The sequence below is a fragment of the Clostridium intestinale genome (assembly GCF_035905475.1).
GTDB lineage: Bacteria > Bacillota > Clostridia > Clostridiales > Clostridiaceae > Clostridium_T > Clostridium_T intestinale.
Genome location: NZ_CP121166.1, coordinates 1,278,771 through 1,301,879, shown reverse-complemented (window position 1 = coordinate 1,301,879; position 23,109 = coordinate 1,278,771). Strand labels below are relative to the sequence as shown.

At 28.4% G+C, this 23,109-nt stretch carries 25 protein-coding genes; 5 read left to right on the top strand and 20 right to left on the bottom strand.

All coding sequences use genetic code 11. From position 1 onward, the window contains the following. Nucleotides 1–46: 46 nt before the first annotated feature. Nucleotides 47–970, top strand: coding sequence for an AEC family transporter (locus P8F83_RS06745; protein ID WP_073016347.1), 924 nt, complete (start codon nucleotides 47–49; stop codon nucleotides 968–970). A 36-nt stretch (nucleotides 971–1,006) separates the two neighbouring features. Here P8F83_RS06745 and P8F83_RS06740 read toward each other — a convergent pair whose 3' ends face one another. The 3 genes from P8F83_RS06740 to P8F83_RS06730 all read right to left on the bottom strand — a co-directional run bounded on the left by P8F83_RS06740 (nucleotide 1,007) and on the right by P8F83_RS06730 (nucleotide 3,088). After that, nucleotides 1,007–1,168, bottom strand: coding sequence for a hypothetical protein (locus P8F83_RS06740; RefSeq protein WP_326514000.1), 162 nt, complete (start codon nucleotides 1,166–1,168; stop codon nucleotides 1,007–1,009). Next, nucleotides 1,168–1,656: a cupin domain-containing protein gene (locus P8F83_RS06735; protein WP_326513999.1), complete on the bottom strand. Its 489-nt coding sequence runs from the start codon at nucleotides 1,654–1,656 to the stop codon at nucleotides 1,168–1,170. Before P8F83_RS06735 ends, P8F83_RS06740 begins: the two co-directional genes overlap by 1 nt. A gap of 148 nt (nucleotides 1,657–1,804) precedes the next feature. Continuing rightward, entirely contained in the window at nucleotides 1,805–3,088 is a 1,284-nt protein-coding gene (locus P8F83_RS06730; RefSeq protein ID WP_326513998.1) for a C40 family peptidase, read from the bottom strand. Between the two features lie 193 nt (nucleotides 3,089–3,281). Here P8F83_RS06730 and P8F83_RS06725 point away from each other — a divergent pair, with 193 nt between their 5' ends. Further along, the gene (locus P8F83_RS06725; protein ID WP_326513997.1) at nucleotides 3,282–3,410 is read left to right on the top strand and encodes a hypothetical protein; all 129 of its coding nucleotides are present in this window, start codon (nucleotides 3,282–3,284) and stop codon (nucleotides 3,408–3,410) included. A gap of 54 nt (nucleotides 3,411–3,464) precedes the next feature. Here P8F83_RS06725 and P8F83_RS06720 read toward each other — a convergent pair whose 3' ends face one another. The 4 genes from P8F83_RS06720 to P8F83_RS06705 form a co-directional block, all read right to left on the bottom strand. After that, the gene (locus P8F83_RS06720) at nucleotides 3,465–3,848 is read right to left on the bottom strand and encodes an iron chaperone (RefSeq protein ID WP_326513996.1); all 384 of its coding nucleotides are present in this window, start codon (nucleotides 3,846–3,848) and stop codon (nucleotides 3,465–3,467) included. A gap of 142 nt (nucleotides 3,849–3,990) precedes the next feature. Further along, nucleotides 3,991–4,728: an ABC transporter ATP-binding protein gene (locus tag P8F83_RS06715; protein WP_326513995.1), complete on the bottom strand. Its 738-nt coding sequence runs from the start codon at nucleotides 4,726–4,728 to the stop codon at nucleotides 3,991–3,993. Between the two features lie 19 nt (nucleotides 4,729–4,747). Next, entirely contained in the window at nucleotides 4,748–5,647 is a 900-nt protein-coding gene (locus P8F83_RS06710) for a glycine betaine ABC transporter substrate-binding protein (RefSeq protein WP_326513994.1), read from the bottom strand. After that, complete coding sequence (locus P8F83_RS06705; RefSeq protein ID WP_326513993.1) at nucleotides 5,647–6,288, bottom strand: ABC transporter permease; 642 nt, start codon at nucleotides 6,286–6,288, stop codon at nucleotides 5,647–5,649. Before P8F83_RS06705 ends, P8F83_RS06710 begins: the two co-directional genes overlap by 1 nt. 372 nt (nucleotides 6,289–6,660) lie before the next feature. On the opposite strand from P8F83_RS06705, the gene P8F83_RS06700 reads away from it, so the two are divergent. Further along, the gene (locus P8F83_RS06700) at nucleotides 6,661–7,125 is read left to right on the top strand and encodes a GreA/GreB family elongation factor (RefSeq protein ID WP_326513992.1); all 465 of its coding nucleotides are present in this window, start codon (nucleotides 6,661–6,663) and stop codon (nucleotides 7,123–7,125) included. A gap of 41 nt (nucleotides 7,126–7,166) precedes the next feature. Here the strand turns inward: P8F83_RS06700 and P8F83_RS06695 are convergent, their stop codons facing one another. Beyond that, nucleotides 7,167–9,176: a putative bifunctional diguanylate cyclase/phosphodiesterase gene (locus tag P8F83_RS06695; protein ID WP_326513991.1), complete on the bottom strand. Its 2,010-nt coding sequence runs from the start codon at nucleotides 9,174–9,176 to the stop codon at nucleotides 7,167–7,169. A 354-nt stretch (nucleotides 9,177–9,530) separates the two neighbouring features. Between P8F83_RS06695 and P8F83_RS06690 the strand changes: the two genes are divergently transcribed. After that, complete coding sequence (locus P8F83_RS06690) at nucleotides 9,531–10,211, top strand: DNA alkylation repair protein (RefSeq protein ID WP_326514825.1); 681 nt, start codon at nucleotides 9,531–9,533, stop codon at nucleotides 10,209–10,211. Between the two features lie 79 nt (nucleotides 10,212–10,290). Here the strand turns inward: P8F83_RS06690 and P8F83_RS06685 are convergent, their stop codons facing one another. The 10 genes from P8F83_RS06685 to P8F83_RS06640 all read right to left on the bottom strand — a co-directional run bounded on the left by P8F83_RS06685 (nucleotide 10,291) and on the right by P8F83_RS06640 (nucleotide 20,083). Continuing rightward, nucleotides 10,291–11,763: a protein adenylyltransferase SelO gene (locus P8F83_RS06685; protein ID WP_326513990.1), complete on the bottom strand. Its 1,473-nt coding sequence runs from the start codon at nucleotides 11,761–11,763 to the stop codon at nucleotides 10,291–10,293. A gap of 100 nt (nucleotides 11,764–11,863) precedes the next feature. Beyond that, nucleotides 11,864–12,589 (bottom strand): HAD-IA family hydrolase, encoded by a 726-nt coding sequence (locus tag P8F83_RS06680; protein ID WP_326513989.1) that lies wholly within the window; start codon nucleotides 12,587–12,589, stop codon nucleotides 11,864–11,866. Between the two features lie 25 nt (nucleotides 12,590–12,614). Then, on the bottom strand, nucleotides 12,615–13,088 hold the full coding sequence (locus tag P8F83_RS06675; protein ID WP_326513988.1) for a GNAT family N-acetyltransferase: 474 nt from the start codon (nucleotides 13,086–13,088) through the stop codon (nucleotides 12,615–12,617). Between the two features lie 320 nt (nucleotides 13,089–13,408). Next, complete coding sequence (locus P8F83_RS06670; RefSeq protein WP_326513987.1) at nucleotides 13,409–14,335, bottom strand: serine hydrolase domain-containing protein; 927 nt, start codon at nucleotides 14,333–14,335, stop codon at nucleotides 13,409–13,411. A 19-nt stretch (nucleotides 14,336–14,354) separates the two neighbouring features. Further along, a complete protein-coding gene (locus P8F83_RS06665; protein ID WP_326513986.1) occupies nucleotides 14,355–14,711 on the bottom strand; it encodes an MmcQ/YjbR family DNA-binding protein in 357 nt (118 codons plus the stop codon). A gap of 125 nt (nucleotides 14,712–14,836) precedes the next feature. Further along, nucleotides 14,837–15,622, bottom strand: a complete 786-nt coding sequence (locus tag P8F83_RS06660) for a hypothetical protein (protein ID WP_326513985.1) — start codon at nucleotides 15,620–15,622, stop codon at nucleotides 14,837–14,839. Nucleotides 15,623–15,636: 14 nt separating this feature from the next. Further along, nucleotides 15,637–16,611 carry an anti sigma factor C-terminal domain-containing protein gene (locus P8F83_RS06655; protein WP_326513984.1) on the bottom strand — a complete coding sequence of 325 codons (975 nt, stop codon included), beginning with the start codon at nucleotides 16,609–16,611 and terminating at the stop codon, nucleotides 15,637–15,639. Beyond that, a complete protein-coding gene (locus tag P8F83_RS06650) occupies nucleotides 16,598–17,113 on the bottom strand; it encodes an RNA polymerase sigma factor (protein ID WP_326513983.1) in 516 nt (171 codons plus the stop codon). The genes P8F83_RS06655 and P8F83_RS06650 overlap by 14 nt, the downstream gene beginning before the upstream one ends. Before the next feature lie 141 nt (nucleotides 17,114–17,254). Further along, a complete protein-coding gene (locus P8F83_RS06645) occupies nucleotides 17,255–18,136 on the bottom strand; it encodes a cation diffusion facilitator family transporter (protein WP_326513982.1) in 882 nt (293 codons plus the stop codon). Between the two features lie 114 nt (nucleotides 18,137–18,250). After that, nucleotides 18,251–20,083: a UbiD family decarboxylase gene (locus tag P8F83_RS06640; protein WP_326513981.1), complete on the bottom strand. Its 1,833-nt coding sequence runs from the start codon at nucleotides 20,081–20,083 to the stop codon at nucleotides 18,251–18,253. Between the two features lie 136 nt (nucleotides 20,084–20,219). On the opposite strand from P8F83_RS06640, the gene P8F83_RS06635 reads away from it, so the two are divergent. After that, nucleotides 20,220–20,534, top strand: a complete 315-nt coding sequence (locus P8F83_RS06635) for a hypothetical protein (RefSeq protein WP_021801953.1) — start codon at nucleotides 20,220–20,222, stop codon at nucleotides 20,532–20,534. Between the two features lie 69 nt (nucleotides 20,535–20,603). Here the strand turns inward: P8F83_RS06635 and P8F83_RS06630 are convergent, their stop codons facing one another. Continuing rightward, nucleotides 20,604–20,831, bottom strand: coding sequence for a hypothetical protein (locus P8F83_RS06630; protein ID WP_021801952.1), 228 nt, complete (start codon nucleotides 20,829–20,831; stop codon nucleotides 20,604–20,606). 97 nt (nucleotides 20,832–20,928) lie between these two features. Then, a complete protein-coding gene (locus P8F83_RS06625) occupies nucleotides 20,929–22,863 on the bottom strand; it encodes a Cache 3/Cache 2 fusion domain-containing protein (RefSeq protein ID WP_326513980.1) in 1,935 nt (644 codons plus the stop codon). Nucleotides 22,864–23,109: the final 246 nt, after the last annotated feature.

Below are 23,109 nucleotides of genomic sequence, written 5' to 3'. Positions count from 1 at the left end.
ACAAAGAGTAATAACAAAGTTATTACTCTTTTCTAAGGGGGACAAGATGGATATAAATGTTGTTATTAATCAAATGATTCAGTTATTTTTAATTCTTGGTTTGGGATATTTTCTAAATAAAATAAAGCTTTTTGATGCTGAGCTAAACCAAAAACTAAATAAGCTCTTACTTAATGTGACAACACCAGCTTTAATAATAGCTTCTGTAGGATCTTTGGAGCCTAGCAATGATAGTAGTGAAGTTTTAGTTGTTTTTTTAGTTGCGGTAACTATTTTTGCTATATTACCATTTTTAAGTTATATTTTAGTCAAGATAATGAGAATTCCAAACCATCAAAAGGGACTTTATATGTTTATGACTATATTTTCTAACATAGGATTTATGGGATTTCCAGTTATGAAATCTATATTTGGTAATCAGGCTGTTTTTTACACTTCAATATTTAATATGATATTTAATTTTTTAGTATTTACCTTAGGTGTATTTTTGATTAATTATGGTACTGAAAAAGAAGTTAAACCAAATGTTAAGAACCTTTTAACACCAGGAATAATATCATCCATAATCGCAATTATTATCTATTTTTTAAGAATACCTATACCTACAATTTTTGTATCCAGTTTTGATATGGTTGGAAGCATAACTACTCCAATTGCTATGATGCTTATTGGCTCCACTTTAGCTAATATTGATATTAAAGAAGTATTTACTGAGTTTAGGATATATCCTTATACTATAATAAAGCAAATATTGATACCATTAGCAGCATATCCTATTCTAAGTTATTTTATAACTAACCCTTTGATTTTAGGGGTTGCTTTAATTAACTTGGCCATGCCTGTTGCTAATAGTGCAGTTTTGTTTGCTACTCAATATGATGGCGACTTAAAACTTGCAGCTAAGTCAGTGTTTATCACTACTTTGCTTTCTGTTTTCACAATTCCAGTAATTGTTGCATTATTTTTATAAAGAAGAGGATATCGCAAAGTTGTGATATCCTCTTCTTTATAACTTAAGCTTCTCTTTTTTAAATACCCTAAATAAACCGTAGATGCTTAAGCCTATACCAATAATTAATATTGGAAATGCGTCTTCAAAAAATAGTCCAGAGCAAAGCAATAATAATACACACATAATATCAAAATTTGAATCTTTGCTTTTATTCATTATGTACCTCCTTTCCACTTTTCTCTAACTTTATCTTCACCTTTGTAGTAATTTGCCTGTTCTCCTAATTCATATACTTCTTTATCACAGATATTTATCTTACCTGAATCAGGATATTCGCATACATCAAAGCCTACATCTGTTCGTATATCTAAAAATTTCAAAGGTTCATTTGTATTGTTATAGAGTTGATGAGCACCAGTTGGTCCCATTTCAAAAAAAATGATATCTCCAGCTTTTATCTCCTTAAACCCTTCTGGAGTCCTTAAGGTTCCGCTTCCTTCTAAAATCACAAATATTTCTTCAGCATTTCTATGAAAATGGTAGGGATAAGAATACTTATCTGGATCTAATGATCTAACATCAAATTTTAAATGTTTTGAGCCAACAAGTTCCGCTAGTTTTTCACTAGTATGCCAAGAAAATTCTGGTATAGGAGATTGTCTAATTTTGTAATTTATATTTCCACCATTAAAGATATGTGCCATAGTTTCCCTCATTTAATAAAAATATTATATTTATATATTAGTATAACATATTATATATTTTTATACATTATATTGAATTTAATGCGAAAAAAGTATGTAGACTTCTTTATGTAAAGCAAATCTACATACTTTTTTTTATAATAAAGATTTATAATATTCTTCTTGCAGCATAAAATGACCAAATTTTTGATACTTTTACTACATCCCCGGTCTGAGGTGCATGTATCATTTGTCCATTTCCAACATATATACCTATATGTCCTGCACTAGTAAGTACTAAGTCCCCAGGTTGTAAATTAGAATAACTTACTGCTACTCCATCGTTTATCTGGGTATATGTAGTTCTTGATATGTATATACCTGCCTGTCTATAAACATATTGTGTAAATCCGGAACAATCAAATACATCAGGCCCAGTAGCACCCCAAACATAGTCTGCACCTAATTTGCTGTAAGCTATTTCTAAAATCTTTGAAGCAGATGCAGATACTGGTGCATTGCTTGAAGGATTTGTATTAGTGTTGTTTGATGGTTTTTGAGCTTGATTATTAGTAGGTGACGTTTGTGTATTAGTTTGCTTGTTTGCCTCAATTTCAGCTTTTTTCTTATTAATTGAAGTATTTGCCTTTGTGAGTAAGTTGTTTATTTCATTTTTAACATCTGAATTAGTTACAGTTGACTTTAAAGAGTTCAAAGCTGAAATTGAATTATTTAAATCGTTAATTGAACTACTTGTGTTATTTATTATATTCTCAAAAGGTTTATATAAATTTCTTTCTGTAGTTATTAAATCACTAGAAAGTTTTGAATACTCTTCTTTAGCTTTTTGAATGTAAACTAGTTGTTCATCTTTTTTTTGATTTAAATCACTTAATTTAGATTTATTAACTGAATTTAAATTCTCCAGTTCAGTCTTTTTAGTGTCTAATCGAGCAACACTAACATCATATTCCTTCTTTTTTTCATCAAGCTCCTCTAGTATTTGTTTATCCAAACTTAGTATCTTACCAATTGCTTGGGCTTTTGAAATAAAATCGCCTATACTATTTGCACTAAATAAAACAGTTATGTAATTTGCTTGTCCACCATTTTCGTATAAAAACTTAATTCTAGTTTTAAATAGTTCTTCCTTTTTCTCAAATTCTTTTTTATTATCTTCTATTTGAACATTAAGTGCTTCAATATCTTTATTAACAGAAGAAATATTACTTTCATTTTCTTGAACGGCTAGAACTAATTTTTGTATTTCTATATTTAATTCATCTGCTTTATTTTGTAATTCAGCATATTTTTGTTCTGCTGCTGATATCTGATTTTTTCTATTATCTAAATCTTGTTGTTGAGCTGTTGTTAAAGGGTCAGCTAGTGCTTGTACACCTGTTCCGAATAACATTGAAGCTACAAGTAAACCTATCATCAATTTTTTCTTCATAAATATGTACGGTATCTCTATATAATAAGAGTTATACCTATCCCTCCCCCACTAATACTTATGTTAATTATATACTATCATCTATTACCTATTATAACAAATGTAATTTAAACCACACAATTAAATTTTCTTTAATTTTACTAATCTGTATAGCTTAATGAAATGAGGTTAATAATTTTAACGAGGTGATTTTATGAAAAATAGTACTCTTTATAGTTTATTTACAGCATTTTGTGTAATAATATTTGGTGGAATTATCAGCGGATTTATTGTTGTTATTATGTTTTTAGATTTTTTTGTAAAGTTATTATTTAATGGATAAAAAAAGCTCTGGTTATGGAGCTTTTTAATAAATGTTTTTATATACAATAATTATTTAAGCTTTAGAATTTTTCTCTTTCATCTTTTTAATATTCTCTTGAACTCTGAATTTAACTATATTTTTTATCAATTCATAAGGTAATGGTTCATCTATAGGAAATTGCACTGATCCTTTAGCTCCTTTGTATTTTGACAATTCTGATTTAAAAGCATCGATTCCACTAGGGGCTGGATAAAAGCCTATATGCTTCTTATATGCTGCGAAGTGAACTAGATTACCGTATAAATCAAATGTTGGCATTTGATAACTTATCTTTTCTTTAGCTTCTGGAGCTGACTCTCTGATAACCTTTCTTAGGCTTTGAAGTATTTCCTGAACGTTGCTTGGAAAGGTTAAAATATACTCATCAATGTTTTTGAATATAACTTTTTCCTTCATAATTAAAACTCCTTCTATTTTATTCTTATTTAATATTATATAACATTCCTAAAGGTTGTTATATAATATTTACTATTTAAGAAAAAATAAGTACTGCAATAAGTGTAGACTTAATTTGCAGTACAATTTATTCTATATGGATTTAAAGTTCTGAACTTATTAACTCCTTAACGAAGCTATTTTTAGGATTGCTTTTAATTTCGTCAGGTGTTCCCAACTGAATTATTTCACCTTTATCCATAATTAAGACTTTACTTCCTAATTTTAGTGCTTCCTTAATATCATGGGTAATAAAAATTATAGTTACACCAAGCTCCTTATGAATTCTTAATATTTCTTCTTGAAGAGATTTTCTTGTTATCTCGTCTACAGCTCCAAAAGGTTCATCCATAAGAAGAATTTTAGGAGAAGCTGCAAGGGCCCTTGCTATCCCTATCCTTTGCTTCTGTCCACCAGAAAGTTCACTTGGGTATCTGTCTAACATTTCCTTGTCCATTCCCACAATTTCAATTAATTTATTTACAGTAGTATCAATCTTTGATTTATCTTTTTTTCTAGAAAGATTTGAGACGTAAGCTATATTTTTTCTAACGCTCATGTGAGGGAATAATCCAACACCCTGTATTACATAACCTATATTTCTTCTAAGACTAATTATATCAACAGAAGTTATATTTTTGCCTTCAATACACACATCACCTGTATCAGCTTTAAGCAAACCATTAATTAGCTTTAAAGCTGTGGTTTTTCCACTACCAGAAGTGCCAATTATGGTTAAAAAATCACCTTTTTTAACCTGTAGATTAAAGTTATGGAGAATTAAATTTTTATCATAACTTTTGGAAACATCTTTAAAACTTATTATGACTTCTCTACTCATATTATTTTCCTCTCTAGAATTATTCTTTTAATAAACCTTTATTTTGTAAAAATTCTTTAGCTACTTCTGCTTCATCTCGTCCATTACTTTCAACTTCATAATTTAATTTTGCCATTTCGCTATCTGTTATAATATCTTGCATTTTCATTAAGATATTTTCTAATTCAGGATGTTTTGACAAAGTATCTTCACTTACTACCGTGCCACAATAATAGCTTTGGAAAAAGTTTTTATCATCTTGAAGTACAGTAACATCTGAGGATGTAAGTTGTCCATCTGTAGTAAATACATTCATAACATCAATTTCTTTTGAATTTATAGCTTGATATTTTAGGCCGATATCAAGGTCAGATGCCTTTTTAAAGTTAAGACCATAGGTTGAGCAAAGCAAATTATATCCATCTTCTCTTTCATAGAAATCATATTCAGCACCAAAGTTAAGATCGCTAGAATACTTTGCTAAATCAGAATAAGTTTTTATATTATTTTTCTCTGCGATATCTTTTCTTATAGCTAGTCCATAGGTATTATTGAATCCATATAATCCTACCCATTTAAGATTGTAATTTTTAGAATATTTCTCTTGAAGGTTTTTGTAGAGCGTATCATTATCTGGGATTTCACTTTCTTTTAATACAAAGCTCCAGCCAGTTCCAGTATATTCTGGATATAAATCAAAATCACCTTTTAAAATCGCAGGGTGAATATTACTAGTTCCTCCACCTATTCCTTTTGTTATTTCAACATTTAAGTTTGTATTTTCTTTTATAAGTAAAGATAACATTTCACCTAATATAAACTGCTCAGTCATAGGTTTTGTTGCAATCTTAATTGTGTCAGTTTTTTTCGAACAACCTGTAATTAATGTTAAGGCTAAAAGTGATGTTGTAAATATTTTTATCAATTTTAAATTTTTCATTATACTAATCTCCATTTCTTCTTCATATATTTTTCAATAACTCCAATAATAAAATCCATAATTAAGGCAAGAAAAGCAATCAATAAACTTCCGGCTACAGTCATAGCTGAGTTATTAGTTGTTATCCCTCTATATATAGCTACTCCAAGACCTCCAGCACCTATAAATGAAGCAATACCAGCTAATGCAATTGTCATAACAACCATGTTTCTAAGCCCAGCCAAGATAACAGGTAAAGCAAGTGGAAGCTTTATTTTATATAAGATTTGAAAAGGGGTGCTACCCATTCCTTTTGATGCTTCAATAATAGAAGGATCAATATTATCTATACCTGTATAAGTATTTCTGATCATAGGAAGTAATGCATAAATAGTAAGGGCTATTATTGCAGTAGTATTTCCGATACCAGATAAAGGAATAAGAAAACCAAGTAAGGATATAGCTGGAATTGTATATACAAAATTTGTTATACCTAAAATAAGTGGCGAAGTTTTTTTATATTCACTAATAACAATTCCTAATACTAATCCTATTATTAGGGCTACTATTATAGAAATTGCAGATATCTTTAGATGTTCTACAGTAAGCTTAATAAAAAAATCTTTTCTTTCAGAATAAAGTTCAAATATATTTCTAATCATTTATCCTCCCATATTTTAAAATTAAATTAATTTGCTATTAAAATGTTCTCCTCTCTTTTTGTATTACCTTTAATAATATTAAGTATAAATAATCTAATATGACTACTGTATGTCAACTTAAGAGAAAAATACAAACATAAGTTCTTTTAGCTTTGATTATTTACCAATCTGTTTAATTTTATGTAAGTTAAGTAAGATGAAGAACTTATAAAAGTAATTAGAAGTTATTTCATGTTTTATTTATACTTTAAATATTAATTTAATTAATATAAGTTAATTAAGTTAATAAGAATTTTAAAAAGAAACTTCTATTTTCTTCTCTATGACTTTATAATATTAATAAAGTATATTAAATGGGAGATAAGTTTTTATATGAATAATAAGTTAACTGAAGAAAATATCAAAAAATTACAAGAAGAATTAGATTATAGAATGACTGTAAAAAGAGCTGAGATAGCAAAAGAAAAATTAGTAGCAGCAGCTCATGGGGATAGATCAGAAAATGCTGAATACAAAGAGGCTTGTAGAAACTATAGAGAAAATGATAATAGAATACAATATCTAATGACCATGATTTCAACTGCAACCTTAATAGATGACTCTCAAATAGATAAGTCAGTTCTGGGTATAAATAGTAAGGCGAAAATTAAATTTATAGAAGATGATTTTGAGGATATAGTAACTTTAGTAACTACTATGGATATAGATCCAGAAAATATGAAAATAAGTATAGAGTCAGATTTAGGAAAGTCTTTATCTGGTAAAAGAGCAGGAGATATAGTTGAAGTTAATGCTCCAAGTGAAACATACAAGGTTGAAATAATAGAGATATTATAAAGTATAAAAAACCTAAAAGGATATCCCTTCTAGGTTTTTCTTTATATTTCTTGGCATATAAACTGTTCCAAATCTTCTAAATTTAAAGGTTTGCTCATTAGGTAACCTTGGACATAATCACATTTTAGTTTCCTCAAGTGGCGAAGTTGAATTTCCTCCTCTATTCCTTCAGCAATAACAGCTATATCTAAATTATGAGATAAATCTATTATACTTCCGATAATTTCAACATTTCTGTCACTCTTCAAAATATCATTTATAAAAGTTCTATCAATTTTTAATATATCTATTGGTAGCTGTCTCAAATAGCTTAATGATGAATAACCAGTTCCGAAGTCATCTAAGGAAATGCTAATGTGCATATCTTGTAATTTTTCTAAAGTTGACTTTGTTTTATGAATTGAATTCATAAATGTAGTTTCTGTGATTTCTATTTCTAATAAGTTTGGGTCAAAATTTGTTTCTTTTAATATGTATTTAATAGTTTCAACTATATTAGGTGATTCAAGCTGTTTAACAGATAAATTTATGGCAAGTACAGTCTCCTCTAATTTGTATTTGTCTTGAAGCTTTTTGAATGTTTTACAGGCTGTCCTTATAATCCACTCCCCTAATGGGATAATAATACCTAGCTCCTCTGCAACAGGGATAAATTTATCAGGAGCTACCATACCTAATACTTTGGAGTTCCAACGTAGTAGAGTTTCAAAACCTCTTATCTTACCAGTTCTTAGGTTATATATAGGTTGAAATACTAAAAAAAACTCATTATTATAAAGTGCAGATTTTAATTCATTTTCAAGGTTTAATTTTTCTAGTAATTCTTCTTTCATAGAGTTTTCAAAAAATTGCACATTATTTTTACCAAGTTCTTTTGCTTTGTACATTGCTGTATCTGCATTTTTCATTAATTCAACTTGTCCAACTCCATCATGAGGAAATGAAGCTATTCCAAAACTAGCACTTGAAGTTATCTCATTGCCATCAATTATAAATGGCTGTAAAAAATGCTTTCTTATTTTATCTATGTATTTAAATACTTCTTTATCACTTAATCTTCTTTGAATTATTAATGCGAACTCGTCTCCCCCAATTCTTCCTATAAAATCACTTTTATGTATAGATGCTTTAAGCCGTTTAGCAGCATAACTTATAAATAAATCTCCTATATGATGTCCCATAGAGTCATTTATTTTTTTAAATGAGTCAATATCTATAAATATTATGTAAAAAGATAAATTCATTCCTTTAGAAACTTTTATAAGATAGTTTAATTTGTCTAAAATACTCTTTCTATTAGGAAGATAAGTTAATTCATCAAAGTGTGCTAATCTATATAGCCTTTCTTCATTTATCTTTAATTGGTTATTTTTTTGAGTAAGTAAATTATATTGGTTTCTTGTTTCTTTATACATTTTCTCTAACTCTTCTCTTTGATGGACTTCTGTTAGATATAGACTACTAATCCTTTGATAATGGGATTTACTAACCATATACATGGCAGGTACTATTAAAAACATTAAAATAAATAATATAACCAAAAGAACATAGTATATTGGTGTTAAATTGTGAGCATTTTTTGATGATAAAAAGAAAATATATCCTCCTACTAAAAAAGTAGTTATAGTTATATAGTTTAGCATAACCTTAGTGATTCTAGCCGAAGCTATAATGATTTCTAGAAAAGCAATTATTAATATAAAAGAACCCACAACTGAATAAAACCTTAATGTTACATAAACAAGAACAATAGAAAATAGTATCGATACCCAATGAGTAATAAATTTGGTTTTGAATTTTAAGTAAGGCGTTATTATAAAGCAAAAAGAAAGAAATAAAAGAAAAATACTTTCCATAACAACCTTATTTAAATCATAACTCATAAGTATATAATTAATGTAATAGTTTATAATTGTGCTAGCAAAAAGTATTGGACCTGCGTAATAACAAGCCATATAGTTTTCCATAGTAATAATAGTCTCTACATCATTAGACTTATTTATCACATCAATTATATCGGGAATAGTTTTAGGAATATTTGCGTTTTTCATGTCTTCACCTCAAAAAGAAACTTAAGAAATCCAAGACTTGGATGTTTTCTTACTTTTAAACAACTTTAATTAATATTATACTATAATAATAAAAATTGTAAAAATATTTCCCTATTTTTAATAAAAAATCTTTATTTTAACTAGAAATTATTTAAAATATCAATTTAGCCACTATAAAATGACTTAAAAATTAAAAGTTAATATTTCGGAAGAATTTAATTATAAAATTCTGTATTATATAAAATAACAAGTATTAACTTAAAAGGAGGAACATGAATAATGAAAAGCATTTATTTTCATAATCTTAATATTGAGGAATATGATTTTGATGAGAATTCTAGGGCAAACAAAAATATGAACTTTTATAAAGAAATCCTCATTTCAATGGGAGATAAAGAATATCAAAAATTTTCTTCCTCACTTATTCCTAATATAAATAATATTTTAGGAGTACGACTACCAATCTTACGAAAACTAGCAAAAGAAATATCAAAAAATGATTGGAAATCTTTTATAAAAAACTGTGATAACGAATATTTTGAAGAAGTTATGCTTCTGGGAATGGTTATTGGATACATAAATGTTGATGTAAAAGAAACTCTTCATTATATTTCTGAGTTTATACCTAAAATTGATAACTGGTCTATATGTGATAGCTTTTGCATTAGTTTGAAATTCACTAAAGATAATATGAGTGAGGTTTGGAGGTTCATACAAAAGTTTCTAGTTTCTAATGAGGAATATGAGGTTCGTTTTGGTGTAGTAATGATTATTGACTATTTTATTAATGAAATATATATAGATGAGATTTTAATTTTATTAGATAATATAAAACATAGCGGTTATTATGTAAAAATGGCTGTAGCTTGGGCTATTTCCATATGTTATACGAAGTTTCCTGAAAAAACTATGGCATATTTAAAAAACAATAATTTAGATGAGTTTACTTTTAATAAATCTCTTCAAAAAATTCTCGATTCTTTACAAGTGGATAAAGATGATAAAGTAGTTATTAAAAATATGAAAAGAAAATAAAACTTAATCTAATATTTCAATAAAAGAATACAGCAATATCACTAAAAAGTAATATACTGTATTCTTTAGAAGCTTATAATTATGTACCACAAAAGGTTCTATAAGGCTCATTTGAAGGTTTTGGTGGAGTTGAATATTCAAGTTGTTCCTTTGAATGATCAAATGGATTTGAAAGAACATCTATGAGTTTATCCATAACACTATAATCTCCATTATTTGCTGATTCTAAAGCTTCTTCCACTCTATGGTTTCGTGGTATTATGGCAGGATTAGTATTTTTCATTAATTCAGTTGATAAATCTAATCCTTCATTTTGTCTTTGTAATCTTTCTTTCCATAGCTTATGCCATTTTAAAAACTTATCTGTATTAAATAAAGAACCATCTTCTAACCTATTAAAAGTTAGATCAACAAAAGTATTGGTATAATCCATATCATGCTCTTCCATCATACTTAAAAGTTGATTAATTAAATCTTCGTCTAAAGCTTCCTCATTAAAAATTCCAAGTTTAGACCTCAGTCCATTTAGCCAATTTTTATGATACAACTTAGAATAATTTGAAATTTCTTCTTGTGCTAAGTTAAAAGCCTTCTCCTGATCATTATCTAGTAGAGGGATTAAGGTTTCTGCAAATCTAGCAAGATTCCAACCAGCAATATAAGGTTGATTTCCATAGGCGTATCTTCCATAAGTATCAATTGAGCTAAATACAGTTTTCAGATTATAGGTATCCATAAATGCACATGGACCATAGTCAATTGTTTCACCACTTACAGCCATGTTATCAGTATTCATAACACCATGTATAAAACCTACTAGTTGCCACTTTGAAATTAAGTCTGCCTGTCTATTAATGACTTCTTTAAGCAAATCTAAATATGGGTTAGGACTGTCTTTTAAGTAGGTATAGTGTCTACTTATTGTATAATCAGCTAAGATTTTAATATCTTCTTCTCTTCCCCATTTTGAAACATACTGAAAGGTTCCTACTCTTATATGACTTGCAGCTATCCTTGTAAGAATTGCACCAGGAAGTTTATTTTCTCTCATTATTGATTCACCAGTTGTAACAATAGCAAGGCTTCTAGTTGTAGGAATTCCAAGTGCATGCATAGCTTCGCTTATTATATATTCACGAAGCATTGGACCAAGAGCTGCTCTTCCATCTCCTCCACGAGAATAGGGCGTTTTTCCAGAACCTTTAAGTTGAATATCTACTCTGTCACCTAATGGGGTTATATGTTCACCAAGTAGTATAGCTCTTCCATCTCCAAGCATTGTAAAATGTCCAAACTGATGCCCAGCATAAGCTTGTGCAATAGGGTGAGCTCCTTCAAGAATAATATTTCCTCCTAAAACTTCTAAAAACTCTTTAGTTTCCAGTACTTCAGAGTTAAGACCTAAAGAGGATGCTAATTTTGAATTTATGACTACAGAGTTAGGCTTATGAACTAAACTTGGTTTTACTTCTTTAAAAAAAGAATTCGGTAACCGAGTATAACTATTATCAAAATTTAAACCAAATTTTATTAAGGTATCAGCTTTTTTCATAATATCTCCTCCTCTATTTGTTATTTAGGCATGTTTTTAGTGTCCTCTTAGGTGCATTTATTATACATAGTGAAACTTTAGTATTTATATATGTGCTATTTTAAAATTCTTTTAAAAGTAATTTCTCTAATTTATACATGTCTTTAACTACATGCAAATTAGATTTCTTTATACATTTTATATAAGCTCTAGAAAGTGTATTTCTATTTAAAACTATTGATTTTATTCCAAGGTTTAAAGCCCCCTCACAGTTTTTTGGGTTATCATCTACAAAAAGGACTTCATCTGAGGCTAGATTTAATGATTTAATTGCAGCTTTATACATTTTTTCATTTGGTTTGGTCACACCAATTTCAGAAGAAATAATAATTGCGTCAAAATAATCATAAAAGCCAGCTTTTTTATAAACATTCCTTAAAGATGTCCAAGCATCTGATACTAAGCATAACTTGTAATTTTGATTTAATCTTGGCAGAACTTCAAATACATCTTTAAAGAATATATATTTATCATAATTTAAAACGAAATCATCTGTTAAAGGTTTTAACATTTCATCGTCAATTTTAAGTTCTGGTAATTCATTTTTTATAATTATAAAAAATTCTAGGAAATGCTTCCATTCTTCCTCAATTGTTTGCATTAACGATATATTATTTATATATGACCAAGCTTTACGAAAAGCTTCATCTCTTTTATCTTTGGAAATGTTATTAAATTTATCTTTATTAACTATTTTAAAGAAATTTGGAGAATAACTCCAATCTCCAGTTGCAGCAAAATTTAAGACTCTACCAGAATCTATCAATAACCCTTTAATATTACCCATATTTCCCCAATCTAATTTATTTTATCTAGTCAATTAATAGTTTTGCTACTAATTCCCCATCCTCTATATCTCCAGTTTCTATAAAACCCATTGATGAATAAAGCTTTTTAGCCTTAATATTTTCAGGTTCATAAGAAAGGTAAATTTCAGATGCATGCCCATAAGGGAAGGTTTTAACTAACTCAATAGCTTTATTCATTGAAGCTTTTCCATAACCTTTACCTTGATGAACTTTATCGATCATAAATCTCCATACCCAATAAGCATTTTCATTGTGGATTTCGTTAGCTTCAGTATAAGACAACATTATAAAACCAATCATAACATCATCTCTATAAATAGCATAAGGCATAGGAATTCCATCTCCATTACTTAAAGCAACGTAAGCTTGTGCAAGACTTATTAAATTACTAGCAACAAAGTTTTTTTGATTCTCTTTAGTTTCTAATTTAATACATTCATCAAAATTATCAAAAGTAATCTTTTTTAAATTAATCATTATTTACCCCCATAATATTTATTTAGTTTTCTTCTCAAGTCTAATAGATTTAACTTTAACCATAGCACCAAGAATTTAAGAATTTAAGAATATAGGAAGTTAAGAAGTTAGGAATAAAAGAAGCTAAGAAGTTAAGAATAAAAGAAGTTAAGAAGCTAAGAATATACACCTTAGTCCTGTAGAAGCGTTCCTCAGCTTCATCAAATTCCTTCTAGCCTTTGCCCTGTAGAAGTTCGAAGAACTTCATTAGATTCCTTCTAGCCTTAGTCCTATAGAAGCGTTCCTAAGCTTAATCAAATTCCATTTAGCCTTTGCAAAGATTATAGCTTTTCAATTAAAGTATCCCAAGTAAGTTCAAGAACACCAGTCATGTTTGTAGGTTCATTTGAAATATAGGTTACCACTGCATCTTTATCAGGTAATATTACAACATATTGTCCATAAGATCCATCCATTCTATATGAACCTTTATATGAATTCATCCATAATTGATAACCATATCCTTGATGATGATCTTTAGTTGCAAAGTGCGGATTAAAATCACGTGTCTCAATCTGGACAGTCGTAGCTTTTTCTATATAATTTCTAGGAATAAGTTCATTATCATTCCAAATACCTTTATTAAGAATTAGTTGACCAAATCTAGATAGCTGTTCTGATGTTAAATGCAATCCAGAAAATCCTTGTGGGATTCCTAAAGGGCATCTATCCCATCTAGGTTTTGGTATATTTAAATATTGAAATATTTTTTTATCAAGATAATCGTCTAAACTAATTCCTGTAGTAAGTCCTATTATTTTTGAAAGTATGTATGTAGCACCGTTGTTATAGGTAAAATGTGATCCAGGTTTAAATATTACTGGCTCATCAAAAAATAGTTTAGTAATATCCCAAACCTTGCCTTCACTCCAATCAGCATTTATAACTGGACATCTATCATGACCAGTTCCCATACATAATAAATCATGTACTTTCATGTTTTTTAGATTCTCATTAGGGTTTTTAGGCGTGATACCGGGAAAAAAATCTATAACATTATCAGTTAATTGAAAATAACCTTCTTCAATTGCAATACCTACTGCCGTGGAAGTAAAGGTTTTGCTTACTGACCACAAAAGAGTCTCTTTTTCTTCTTCAAAATCATGTTTTGCAATTACTTCTCCACCTTGCCTAACTACAACATTTTTCACTCCAAGATTTTTAACTTTTACATTTACTATTAAATTCTTTAATAAATCATTATTCATAATAAACCTCTATTAAAATTTAGCTTAATATACTTTTTTGTACTTTTTTAGTAAGTGAATCAAAGATAAGTTTATAAGACATGTCAATCATTTGCTTTATAACATCTTCAGGAACATTCCCATCTAAAAATACAGAATTCCAATGTACTTTATTCATGTAATAGCCTTCAATTATATCATCATAATTTTCTCTAAGCATAGCTCCAAAGGATGGTTCACATTTTAATGTAATCATTGGTCTCCCATCTTTGTAATTAAGAATAGCCCCAAACAACTTTCCTGCTATCATATATCTATGCCATTTCCATTCCTCTTTAAAGTCTTTTTCAACACCTTTTTTGGCTAACAAATATTCATAAACCCACTCATAACTCAATTATAATCATCTCCTTTATATCAATAAATTTATTATACTATATTTACCAATGACTATAAAATCTTTTGGAATTAAAAATAGCATAGTATTCTATAAATAACTATGCTATATCGTGAGATATAATATTATGAAGTTTTGTTTAGTATCATTAAGTTTTTCTTGTAACTAAACTTATATAGTATTATTAAGCCAAGTATAATTAATATTAAATCATATAAAAGAACATTAAATATAGTTGTTTTATCGAAACCTATTAAATTAAATAATTTTATTACGTTAAAGTCTATAAAATTATTTATTGAGGCAAGCTCAAATAATATTCCTGTAGTTATCATGTAGAATGGAGGGAATACATAAGCTACTATTTTTCTATTTGTTGCTGTAGCAAGTCCCATAACAAAAATTGAAAATGCAGATGAAGAAATTGCTATAATAACTAACAATAGCACGATGTAAAGAATCTTAGAGATTTCATAAATATTTTTAAGTGCTACAACATTAATTTCATTTGAGGGAACATTATTAACTCCAAATCTAAATATTAAGTAAACAATAATAACTCCATGACAGATAATAAAAATTGAAGATGTTAAAAATAGGTTTACCATTACCTTAGTTTTATAATAGGTTTTTATATCAATAATATCTAAAACTTTCTCCAAAAATCCTGATTTTTTATCAATAATTATTGATGTTGAATATATTAAACCTATTATGGAAGGCGCTATAAACACTATATAAGATAAATGTGAAATTATTATATAATAATCTATACCGTCTAAACCAGGATAGGAGAATGAAATTTTATTTATTAGAGGTTCTATTAATGAAGCTAATAGTATTAAGCTTATAATAATAGTTTTTAATGAAAATAGGTTTTTCTTAAGTTCAAGTTTAAAATAAGTTTTCATAAGTAACCCTCCAATCAGTATTTATCAGCTACAGCGCCTAAAGATGCTGCTTTAATATAACTTTTACCTTTTAAGTTTTTTAAACTTTCTGCATCTCCACTTACAACTACTCCAACAATCTTTAAATCATCTTTAGTAATCTTGTCTTTACCATTACTTAATCTATTAAATAAGCTGATAAAGTTATCGCTAAGAACTTCCAAGGAATTAATAAAGCGTTCTTCTGGATCATCTAAAGATCTACCCTGACCATCTAATGCTTTTATTCCATAAACTTCTGACTCTTCAAATATAGGTTTTAGTCTAGTCTCTGAAGGTTTATCATTTAATGTATCAACCCAGTACCAGTTTAAAGTAATTTCCTTAGGTAACATATTTTTAACTTCATCTAAACTATATTTACTATCAAAAGAAAGTGATAACTCCATAACCTTATCGCTACCTATATTATCAAGGACTTCTAAATCATTTATATAATTGTCATATTGTATTGATGGATGATAAAATTTCATTATACGTTTTCCAACCTTATTGTAATTAATCATATCTTCAAGTTCTTGTTCTGAATTAGCAATATTACTATATAAGTTATCACCTGTACTTCCATATACACCATTAATAAAAGGAATATAGCTATAATCTTCTTTATAGTTTCCATCAGTAATTAATTTCCCCCCTAAAAATCTATAGCGAACATATTCTATATCTCCAGTCATTAATCTATCGTCAGTTTGTGTATTGCTTAAATAAGCATTTGGTTTAGCAATATTATAATAATGCCATAAATCTTTCTCTTTCTTATTTGCTATATCATTTAGAAAATGAGCATTTAAGATTAAAGCACCAAATCCTAAAATAATAAAGATCATAAAGCTTATTATAGTAGTTTTTAATGCGGATAAAAATTTAGCTCTTTTAATTAGGCTTTTAAAATTAGGTTTCTCTTCCGTTTCAAACAATTCTCTTAGTTTTTCATCATCGCTTTTCATAACTTTCTTCCCTCCAAACTTTCTTGAAATTTTCTCTAGCTCTAAATAGATATGTTTTCACTGTATTTTCTTTTATGTCTAAAAGTTCTGCTATTTCTTTATAAGATAAATCCATATGATATTTAAGAAGCAATAGATTTTTATGTACTTCACTTAAAGAATTTAAAACATTAAGGATATCTTTTTTTCTCTCTATATCCAAAATAAAATCTTCTATAATATTATTAGTACCTAAACCATCTTTTAAAATTTCTTCATCAATACTTACATGAATATGACGTTTATTTTTTCTGCATAAGTCATAATACTTATTAATAGCTACCTTAAAGAGCCATGCTGAAAGCTTATCAGACTGTATTCCGTCGATATACCTTAATGCTTTATAGAAGGTATCTTGAACTATATCATCTGCATTTTCTTTGCTACATCCAAGCTTAATTAAATATCTGTGTATAAGATTCATTTTATCTTTAAATATCTCATCTATTAATTCATAGTTCATCATATCCCCCTTTCATGCTCCCTTTTAAAGCTCTTCTTTATTATGACGTTCAAATTATTAATATGTATACAAGTTCCAAGAAAAAATCTACCAAATTTATATAACTTGGTAGATTGTGGGTACTATTTACTTTTATAATATTTAAATAAGTTTCCTTTCTTCAAAGAAGGGTTCAATGTGAACCATGCAATGTTTTACCGTGTCAATTTCATTTTCTATTGTGTTTTCAACCAATTCAGCTATATCATGGCCTTCTCTAACAGAAAGTTCTTCATTTACATACACTTCTATATCTACATAGATTTTATTCCCAAATATTCTAGTTTTCAGATTTTTAATTTCTTTTACTCTGCTAATAGAAAGGACGTTATTCTTTATTTTATCTATTACTTCATCGTCAGCTGAGGAATCTATAAGTTCTTTGACTGCTCGTTTATATAGATCAATTCCAACTTTAATAATCAATAGACTAACTATTATTCCAGCTAAAGGATCTAAAAAGGTATATCCAAATCTGGCGCCTAAAATACCTATAAAGGTTCCGATAGATGAAAATGCATCAGATCTATGATGCCAAGCATCTCCTTCCATGGATATGCTTCTTATTTTCCTAGCTGTTATTATGGTGTACCAGTACATCCACTCTTTAACAACTACAGATAATAATGCAGCAAACAAAGCGATTCTTCCTGGAACTACTAAATTACCACTATAAATATTTAAGGCACTTTTATATCCTATAGCTAATCCTACTAAAATAAGTGCTTCGCTTATAAGTTTTGCACTGATTGATTCTAATCGTTCATGACCATAAGGGTGCTCTCTATCAGCTTTTTTAGATGATATTTTAAGTCCGACTATAACAATTACAGTTGTAAAAACATCTGAGGCCGAATGGACTGAATCCGCAATCATTGCAGAACTTCTTCCAATAATACCTGCAATTAGCTTTAAGATTGATAAAATTATATTTATTATCATAGTAATTACTGAAACTTTTGTACCTAATTTATAATCTTCCATCTATTTCACTCCCAATTGATAACTGTTTATGCTTCATTATATGTTTAATTTCAGCATTTTCTACAAGTTTTTAACTGGGTTTAAATGTCAATTGATAATAAAAGTCCTTATATATTAGACTATATTGTATAAACTTCCGCCTTCTTTAAACAAGCGTTCAATATTTTTTTCAACTATTGGATCTGGGATTAATGAAGGTGCATGATGAGGTTTTTTTCTAATATCTATAATCATATTATCGCATCCCCAATGTTTATTTTCATAAAAGCTATTTACTCCATAAATATCATGTGAAGGGTTACTTCTAGTAAAAGTTGCCCAGAAAAAGTTTGATAAAGAATCGCTTATAAAGGTACTATCATCACAAAGAATAATAATCGGACATGAATCCATATTACCTTTTAATTTAATGCTATTAGCAAATTCATTTAATACATCCTTCTCCTTCTGATAATCAGAAAAGTTAGGACCCTCTATTGCTATTATTCCAGGGATAACTAAACGCGGATTTTTAAAATCACCTAAATCATTTAGTTGATAGGGAACATCAGTGCATAACTCTCTTTTTTTATCTCCATAAGCTGCGATTACAACCTTACTTCCTGTATTTAAACCAGTTCCAGAATAATCTAATGTATCTATGGTAGTATTGGTTTGAAAATGAATGTCACGGTGTAAATCTAATCTTTCTAGCATATATGTTAAAAACTCAACTTTTTTATGCGTGTCCAAAGGTGTATCCTCTTCAGCAGTAATAAATAGATATTTAGCTAAACTTAATTGACCAGTTCCTAAAATCCTATTAGCTAAAGTAAGTATTTCAGCAGGCTGCTTGACTTTTGCATAAGGTGTATAACGTTCGCTTCCTATAGCAAATAAAAGTGGATGAACTCCTGCTTCATCAATTGCATGAACTTCTTTTATTCCAGGGATTTCTTGTTTTATAGCTTCTCCAGTAATTTCATGTATAAGCTCACCAAAGGCTGTATCTTCTTGAGGTGGACGTCCAACAACAGTAAAAGGCCATATTCCATTAGGTTTCGCAAAAACTTTATGAACTTTCATAACTGGAAATTCATGAGTAAGACTATAATAGCCTATATGATCTCCAAAAGGCCCTTCAGGTTTTGTTTCATCAGGATAAATTTCTCCTGTAATTACAAAATCAGCATCAAGATTAATACAGTAACCATCATTATAACAATAACGAAAATTATGTCCTGATAGCATACCAGCAACAGTCATTTCGCTTAGTCCTTCAGGTAGAGGCATAATTGCTGCTAAAGTATGTGCAGGTGGACCGCCCACAAAAATACTTACCTTTAAAGGAATCCCCATTTTTTTTGCTTTTTGCTGATGAACTCCTATTCCTCTATGTATTTGATAATGTAGACCAACCTCTTCATTTAAAATATAATCGTTGCCAGTAAGTTGGATTCTGTACATACCAAGATTACTATTCATAATACCAGGTTTTTCTGGATCTTCGGAATAAACTTGAGGTAAGGTTATAAATGCCCCTCCATCTTTAGGCCAATGATGAATAAGTGGAAGATCAGAAATTTTAATCTCCTGAAACTCAGACATCTTAGAACTTAAACTCTTTAGAGGAAGAGCTTTAGTAGCTGAAATTCCACTACTGATATGTTTAAATGGATTTTTTAATATGCTCATAGGATTATTACGTAATGCAATTACGCTTTTAGTAGATTCCAATGTATTTTTAAAGATTAATTTACTTCTATCTAAATTGCCAAATAAATTTGACACAGCTTTATATTTTGAACCTTTTACATTTTCAAATAGCAACGCTGGTCCATTAGCTGAGTTAACCTTTAAGTGTATAGCTGCCATTTCAAGGTAAGGGTCAACTTCTTCATGTACTCTTACTAACTGACCCATTTTCTCTAAGTCAAGAATACATTCTTCTAAATTACGATACATCATTTACTCTCCTTATTTCTTTTAACTAAAATTAAATATACATTAATAATACAGTGAAACTAATATCCATGCAATGGAGTTAAGTTTTAAGTATATTTTTTTTACATATACTAACACTAGATTCAAAAGAGGTGATATGATGAAAAAATCTATATATATTTTTTTCTTTGTACTAATTTTATGTATTAATATAAATTCATTAAGCGCTCTAGCTGTAAAAGATACATTTAAAGAAGGGCTGTATAAGCTATCGGATTTAAATCCAAAACCTGAAAACAACTATGTAATGGAAAATATATCTGATGAAAATATTTATGTATTAATTTTTAATGAAAAACAAATTGCAGTTCAAGCATTTCAATTAGCTAAAAAGTCTGACTCTTTCAATTTAATACCTATTAAATCTAGCTATAGAATTGTAATTGTTGGAAAAGGTGAAGTGAAAATTTCTTAACATTTATATGCATATAAATAGGATATCCCAAAGCGTTTTTAATTACTTTGGGATATCCTTAATTAAAGATTAGGCTAATAACTTCATCATTTCTGTAACTGATTTTTTTACTTTGCTAGGTAATCTGTCTAAGGCTTTTTCTCTATCTCTTTCGTTACTAATTTGAGAAATTCTCATTACTTCTTGCTGTAAACCAGGTATGCCGCTTATTTCATTAGCCAATCTGCTGAATTTTTCTGCAAACGCAGGATCTTGCATCTTTTTCTGAAGTTTCATAATTAGCTCCATGCCGTTCATTAAATAGCCTCCTTGGCAGTTTTGAACCATACTTTTTAGGTAGGTCTATATAATTTTTATATGTTTTAATACCAAGAAGTGTTCTTTAGAAACTTAATTATCTATAAATATCTGAGAATTCAATTTTTATTTTTTCTACATTATATTGACTCTTAAAATTACTTTTTGGAGTTGCGTCTACACCATTTTGTATGATTTTAGCTGGAAGAGTAATTATAAATTCGGTGCCTTTATCTTTTATGCTTTTTACTTCAATAGTCCCTTCATGCATTTCAACTAATGCCTTAACTATAGATAAACCTATACCACTGCCCTCGTGACTTCTATTTAAAAGAGGATCTACTTGTTTAAATCTTTGGAAAAGTTGAGCTAAATTTTCTTCTGAGATTCCTTTTCCAGTATCTTTTACTGATATTACTACATAATCATCTTTATCAAATAAATTTACCTCGATTGTGTCTCCTGGTTTAGTAAATTTAGTTGCATTAGATATTAGATTTAAAAAGATTCTTTCTAATTTTTCAGCATCAAAGGCCATTATTTTTTCTTCTACATCAGTGTCAAATATGATAGTTCTTTCCATAGTATGTACATATTCAGCTGTTGATTGAGTTATCTCCTCCACTACCTCTACTATATTTCCATTCTCTAAATCAATTTTAACAAACCCAGAATCTATCTTAGTCATGTCAATTAAATTATTTACGAGCCTCAATAGCCTATAACAATTCTGTTTAACACCACTTGTGTAGCTACTTAATTTTTCTGTATTTAAACTTTCTCCTTTTTTTATAAGTAAAGAAAATAGCTGTGTTGTAGAAAAAATAATATTTAATGGAGTTCTTAATTCGTGGGACATATTTGCTATAAACTCAGTTTTTAACTTATCATATTTTAATGTTTCCTCTAATAATCTTTTATTCTCTGATATCATGTAGTTGAAGCTGTTTGATAATACTCCTATCTCATCTTTACTATCTATATCGCAGCGTATAGATAGATCACCTGAACCTGCAATTTCCATACATGATTTTAATTTACTAATAGGTCTAACTAAAGTATTAGCTACAAAAACTGCTATTATCCCAGCAAAAATTATTACTATACATCCAATAATAATTGTAGTATTTAGAATTTCTTTAGAAGAATAGTTTAACTCATCGTAATTAGCTGTAGTAACTATGTACCAATCCCATGGCTCAAAATATGTATAATAGGCAACTTTCCTAACATCATTGTATGTATACTCTATTGTTCCTTCTTTAGAGGAATAAATCTTTTGAAAAAAATCATAATTACTAACATTTTTTCCTTTATCAGATGGATGAATTATTACGTTACCATTTGAATCTAATATGTAAGCATATCCTGTTTCTCCCAACTTAATTTCACTTAATGTTTCACTTAAATAATTATTAATAACCTTATTCCCTATACCGATTGCTCCTATAATATTTTTATGACTGTCAAGTAAAGGCTTCATTCTAGTAACATATCCAGAGCCTTGGATTAAAATACATCCTATGAATTCTTCATTATTAAGTATTTTTTTATAAGCATCTGTATCACTTGAAATATATGTACCTAAAACGCTACTATCATCAGCTGCTATAGTACTAGATACTCTTATTAGTTTATCATCATTTAATAAAAATATTGTTGCAACAGCTCCAGTAGACTTCTTCAACTTATTGACTAGTGTATTATCTAATGTTAGGTTCTGATTACCAGCATATAAAATTGGAAGGGTAAATTCACCAACTTTTACGTAGTTATTATAATCTACATTGAAATTGTTAAAGTTATTTAATATTGAGCTTGCAAAGTTCAAATCTCCATAAGATTTTTCGATAAGCAAGTCATTTCTGACACTAAGAGTGGTATCAATAGATTGTGTTAATCGTTTACTTTTCTCATTAATCTCTTTTAAAACTGCTGATTTAGATTTTTGGACTGTAAAAAAACCTAATATACTTACTACAAAAATAATTAATCCCAAATAACTAATTATAAGCTTATACATAATTTTCATATAAAACCCTTCCCTTGCCATCATTATATAAATAGTCTACTTTATTTAATTCTACAAATTAGGGTATTTTGTTAATTATACCATGAAAATGGCACGAAATCATTGTCTTTTTTTTAACAATTAGTAAATATTATAAAATTCAATCGAAAAGTGTCTCATTATTAATAGATTTGTCATATATTATATTAGACCATTATAAGTTAGCTTTGATAATTTTAATGATTCTCTTGCCCGTCAACATCCTGT

Coding starts and splice junctions, on each gene's coding strand:
- P8F83_RS06745 (WP_073016347.1), top strand. CDS start 47: ATGGATATAAATGTTGTTATTAATCAAATGATTCAGTTATTTTTAATT.
- P8F83_RS06740 (WP_326514000.1), bottom strand. CDS start 1,168: ATGAATAAAAGCAAAGATTCAAATTTTGATATTATGTGTGTATTATTA.
- P8F83_RS06735 (WP_326513999.1), bottom strand. CDS start 1,656: ATGGCACATATCTTTAATGGTGGAAATATAAATTACAAAATTAGACAA.
- P8F83_RS06730 (WP_326513998.1), bottom strand. CDS start 3,088: ATGAAGAAAAAATTGATGATAGGTTTACTTGTAGCTTCAATGTTATTC.
- P8F83_RS06725 (WP_326513997.1), top strand. CDS start 3,282: ATGAAAAATAGTACTCTTTATAGTTTATTTACAGCATTTTGTGTAATA.
- P8F83_RS06720 (WP_326513996.1), bottom strand. CDS start 3,848: ATGAAGGAAAAAGTTATATTCAAAAACATTGATGAGTATATTTTAACC.
- P8F83_RS06715 (WP_326513995.1), bottom strand. CDS start 4,728: ATGAGTAGAGAAGTCATAATAAGTTTTAAAGATGTTTCCAAAAGTTAT.
- P8F83_RS06710 (WP_326513994.1), bottom strand. CDS start 5,647: ATGAAAAATTTAAAATTGATAAAAATATTTACAACATCACTTTTAGCC.
- P8F83_RS06705 (WP_326513993.1), bottom strand. CDS start 6,288: ATGATTAGAAATATATTTGAACTTTATTCTGAAAGAAAAGATTTTTTT.
- P8F83_RS06700 (WP_326513992.1), top strand. CDS start 6,661: ATGAATAATAAGTTAACTGAAGAAAATATCAAAAAATTACAAGAAGAA.
- P8F83_RS06695 (WP_326513991.1), bottom strand. CDS start 9,176: ATGAAAAACGCAAATATTCCTAAAACTATTCCCGATATAATTGATGTG.
- P8F83_RS06690 (WP_326514825.1), top strand. CDS start 9,531: ATGAACTTTTATAAAGAAATCCTCATTTCAATGGGAGATAAAGAATAT.
- P8F83_RS06685 (WP_326513990.1), bottom strand. CDS start 11,763: ATGAAAAAAGCTGATACCTTAATAAAATTTGGTTTAAATTTTGATAAT.
- P8F83_RS06680 (WP_326513989.1), bottom strand. CDS start 12,589: ATGGGTAATATTAAAGGGTTATTGATAGATTCTGGTAGAGTCTTAAAT.
- P8F83_RS06675 (WP_326513988.1), bottom strand. CDS start 13,088: ATGATTAATTTAAAAAAGATTACTTTTGATAATTTTGATGAATGTATT.
- P8F83_RS06670 (WP_326513987.1), bottom strand. CDS start 14,335: ATGAATAATGATTTATTAAAGAATTTAATAGTAAATGTAAAAGTTAAA.
- P8F83_RS06660 (WP_326513985.1), bottom strand. CDS start 15,622: ATGAAAACTTATTTTAAACTTGAACTTAAGAAAAACCTATTTTCATTA.
- P8F83_RS06655 (WP_326513984.1), bottom strand. CDS start 16,611: ATGAAAAGCGATGATGAAAAACTAAGAGAATTGTTTGAAACGGAAGAG.
- P8F83_RS06650 (WP_326513983.1), bottom strand. CDS start 17,113: ATGAACTATGAATTAATAGATGAGATATTTAAAGATAAAATGAATCTT.
- P8F83_RS06645 (WP_326513982.1), bottom strand. CDS start 18,136: ATGGAAGATTATAAATTAGGTACAAAAGTTTCAGTAATTACTATGATA.
- P8F83_RS06640 (WP_326513981.1), bottom strand. CDS start 20,083: ATGATGTATCGTAATTTAGAAGAATGTATTCTTGACTTAGAGAAAATG.
- P8F83_RS06635 (WP_021801953.1), top strand. CDS start 20,220: ATGAAAAAATCTATATATATTTTTTTCTTTGTACTAATTTTATGTATT.
- P8F83_RS06630 (WP_021801952.1), bottom strand. CDS start 20,831: ATGAACGGCATGGAGCTAATTATGAAACTTCAGAAAAAGATGCAAGAT.
- P8F83_RS06625 (WP_326513980.1), bottom strand. CDS start 22,863: ATGAAAATTATGTATAAGCTTATAATTAGTTATTTGGGATTAATTATT.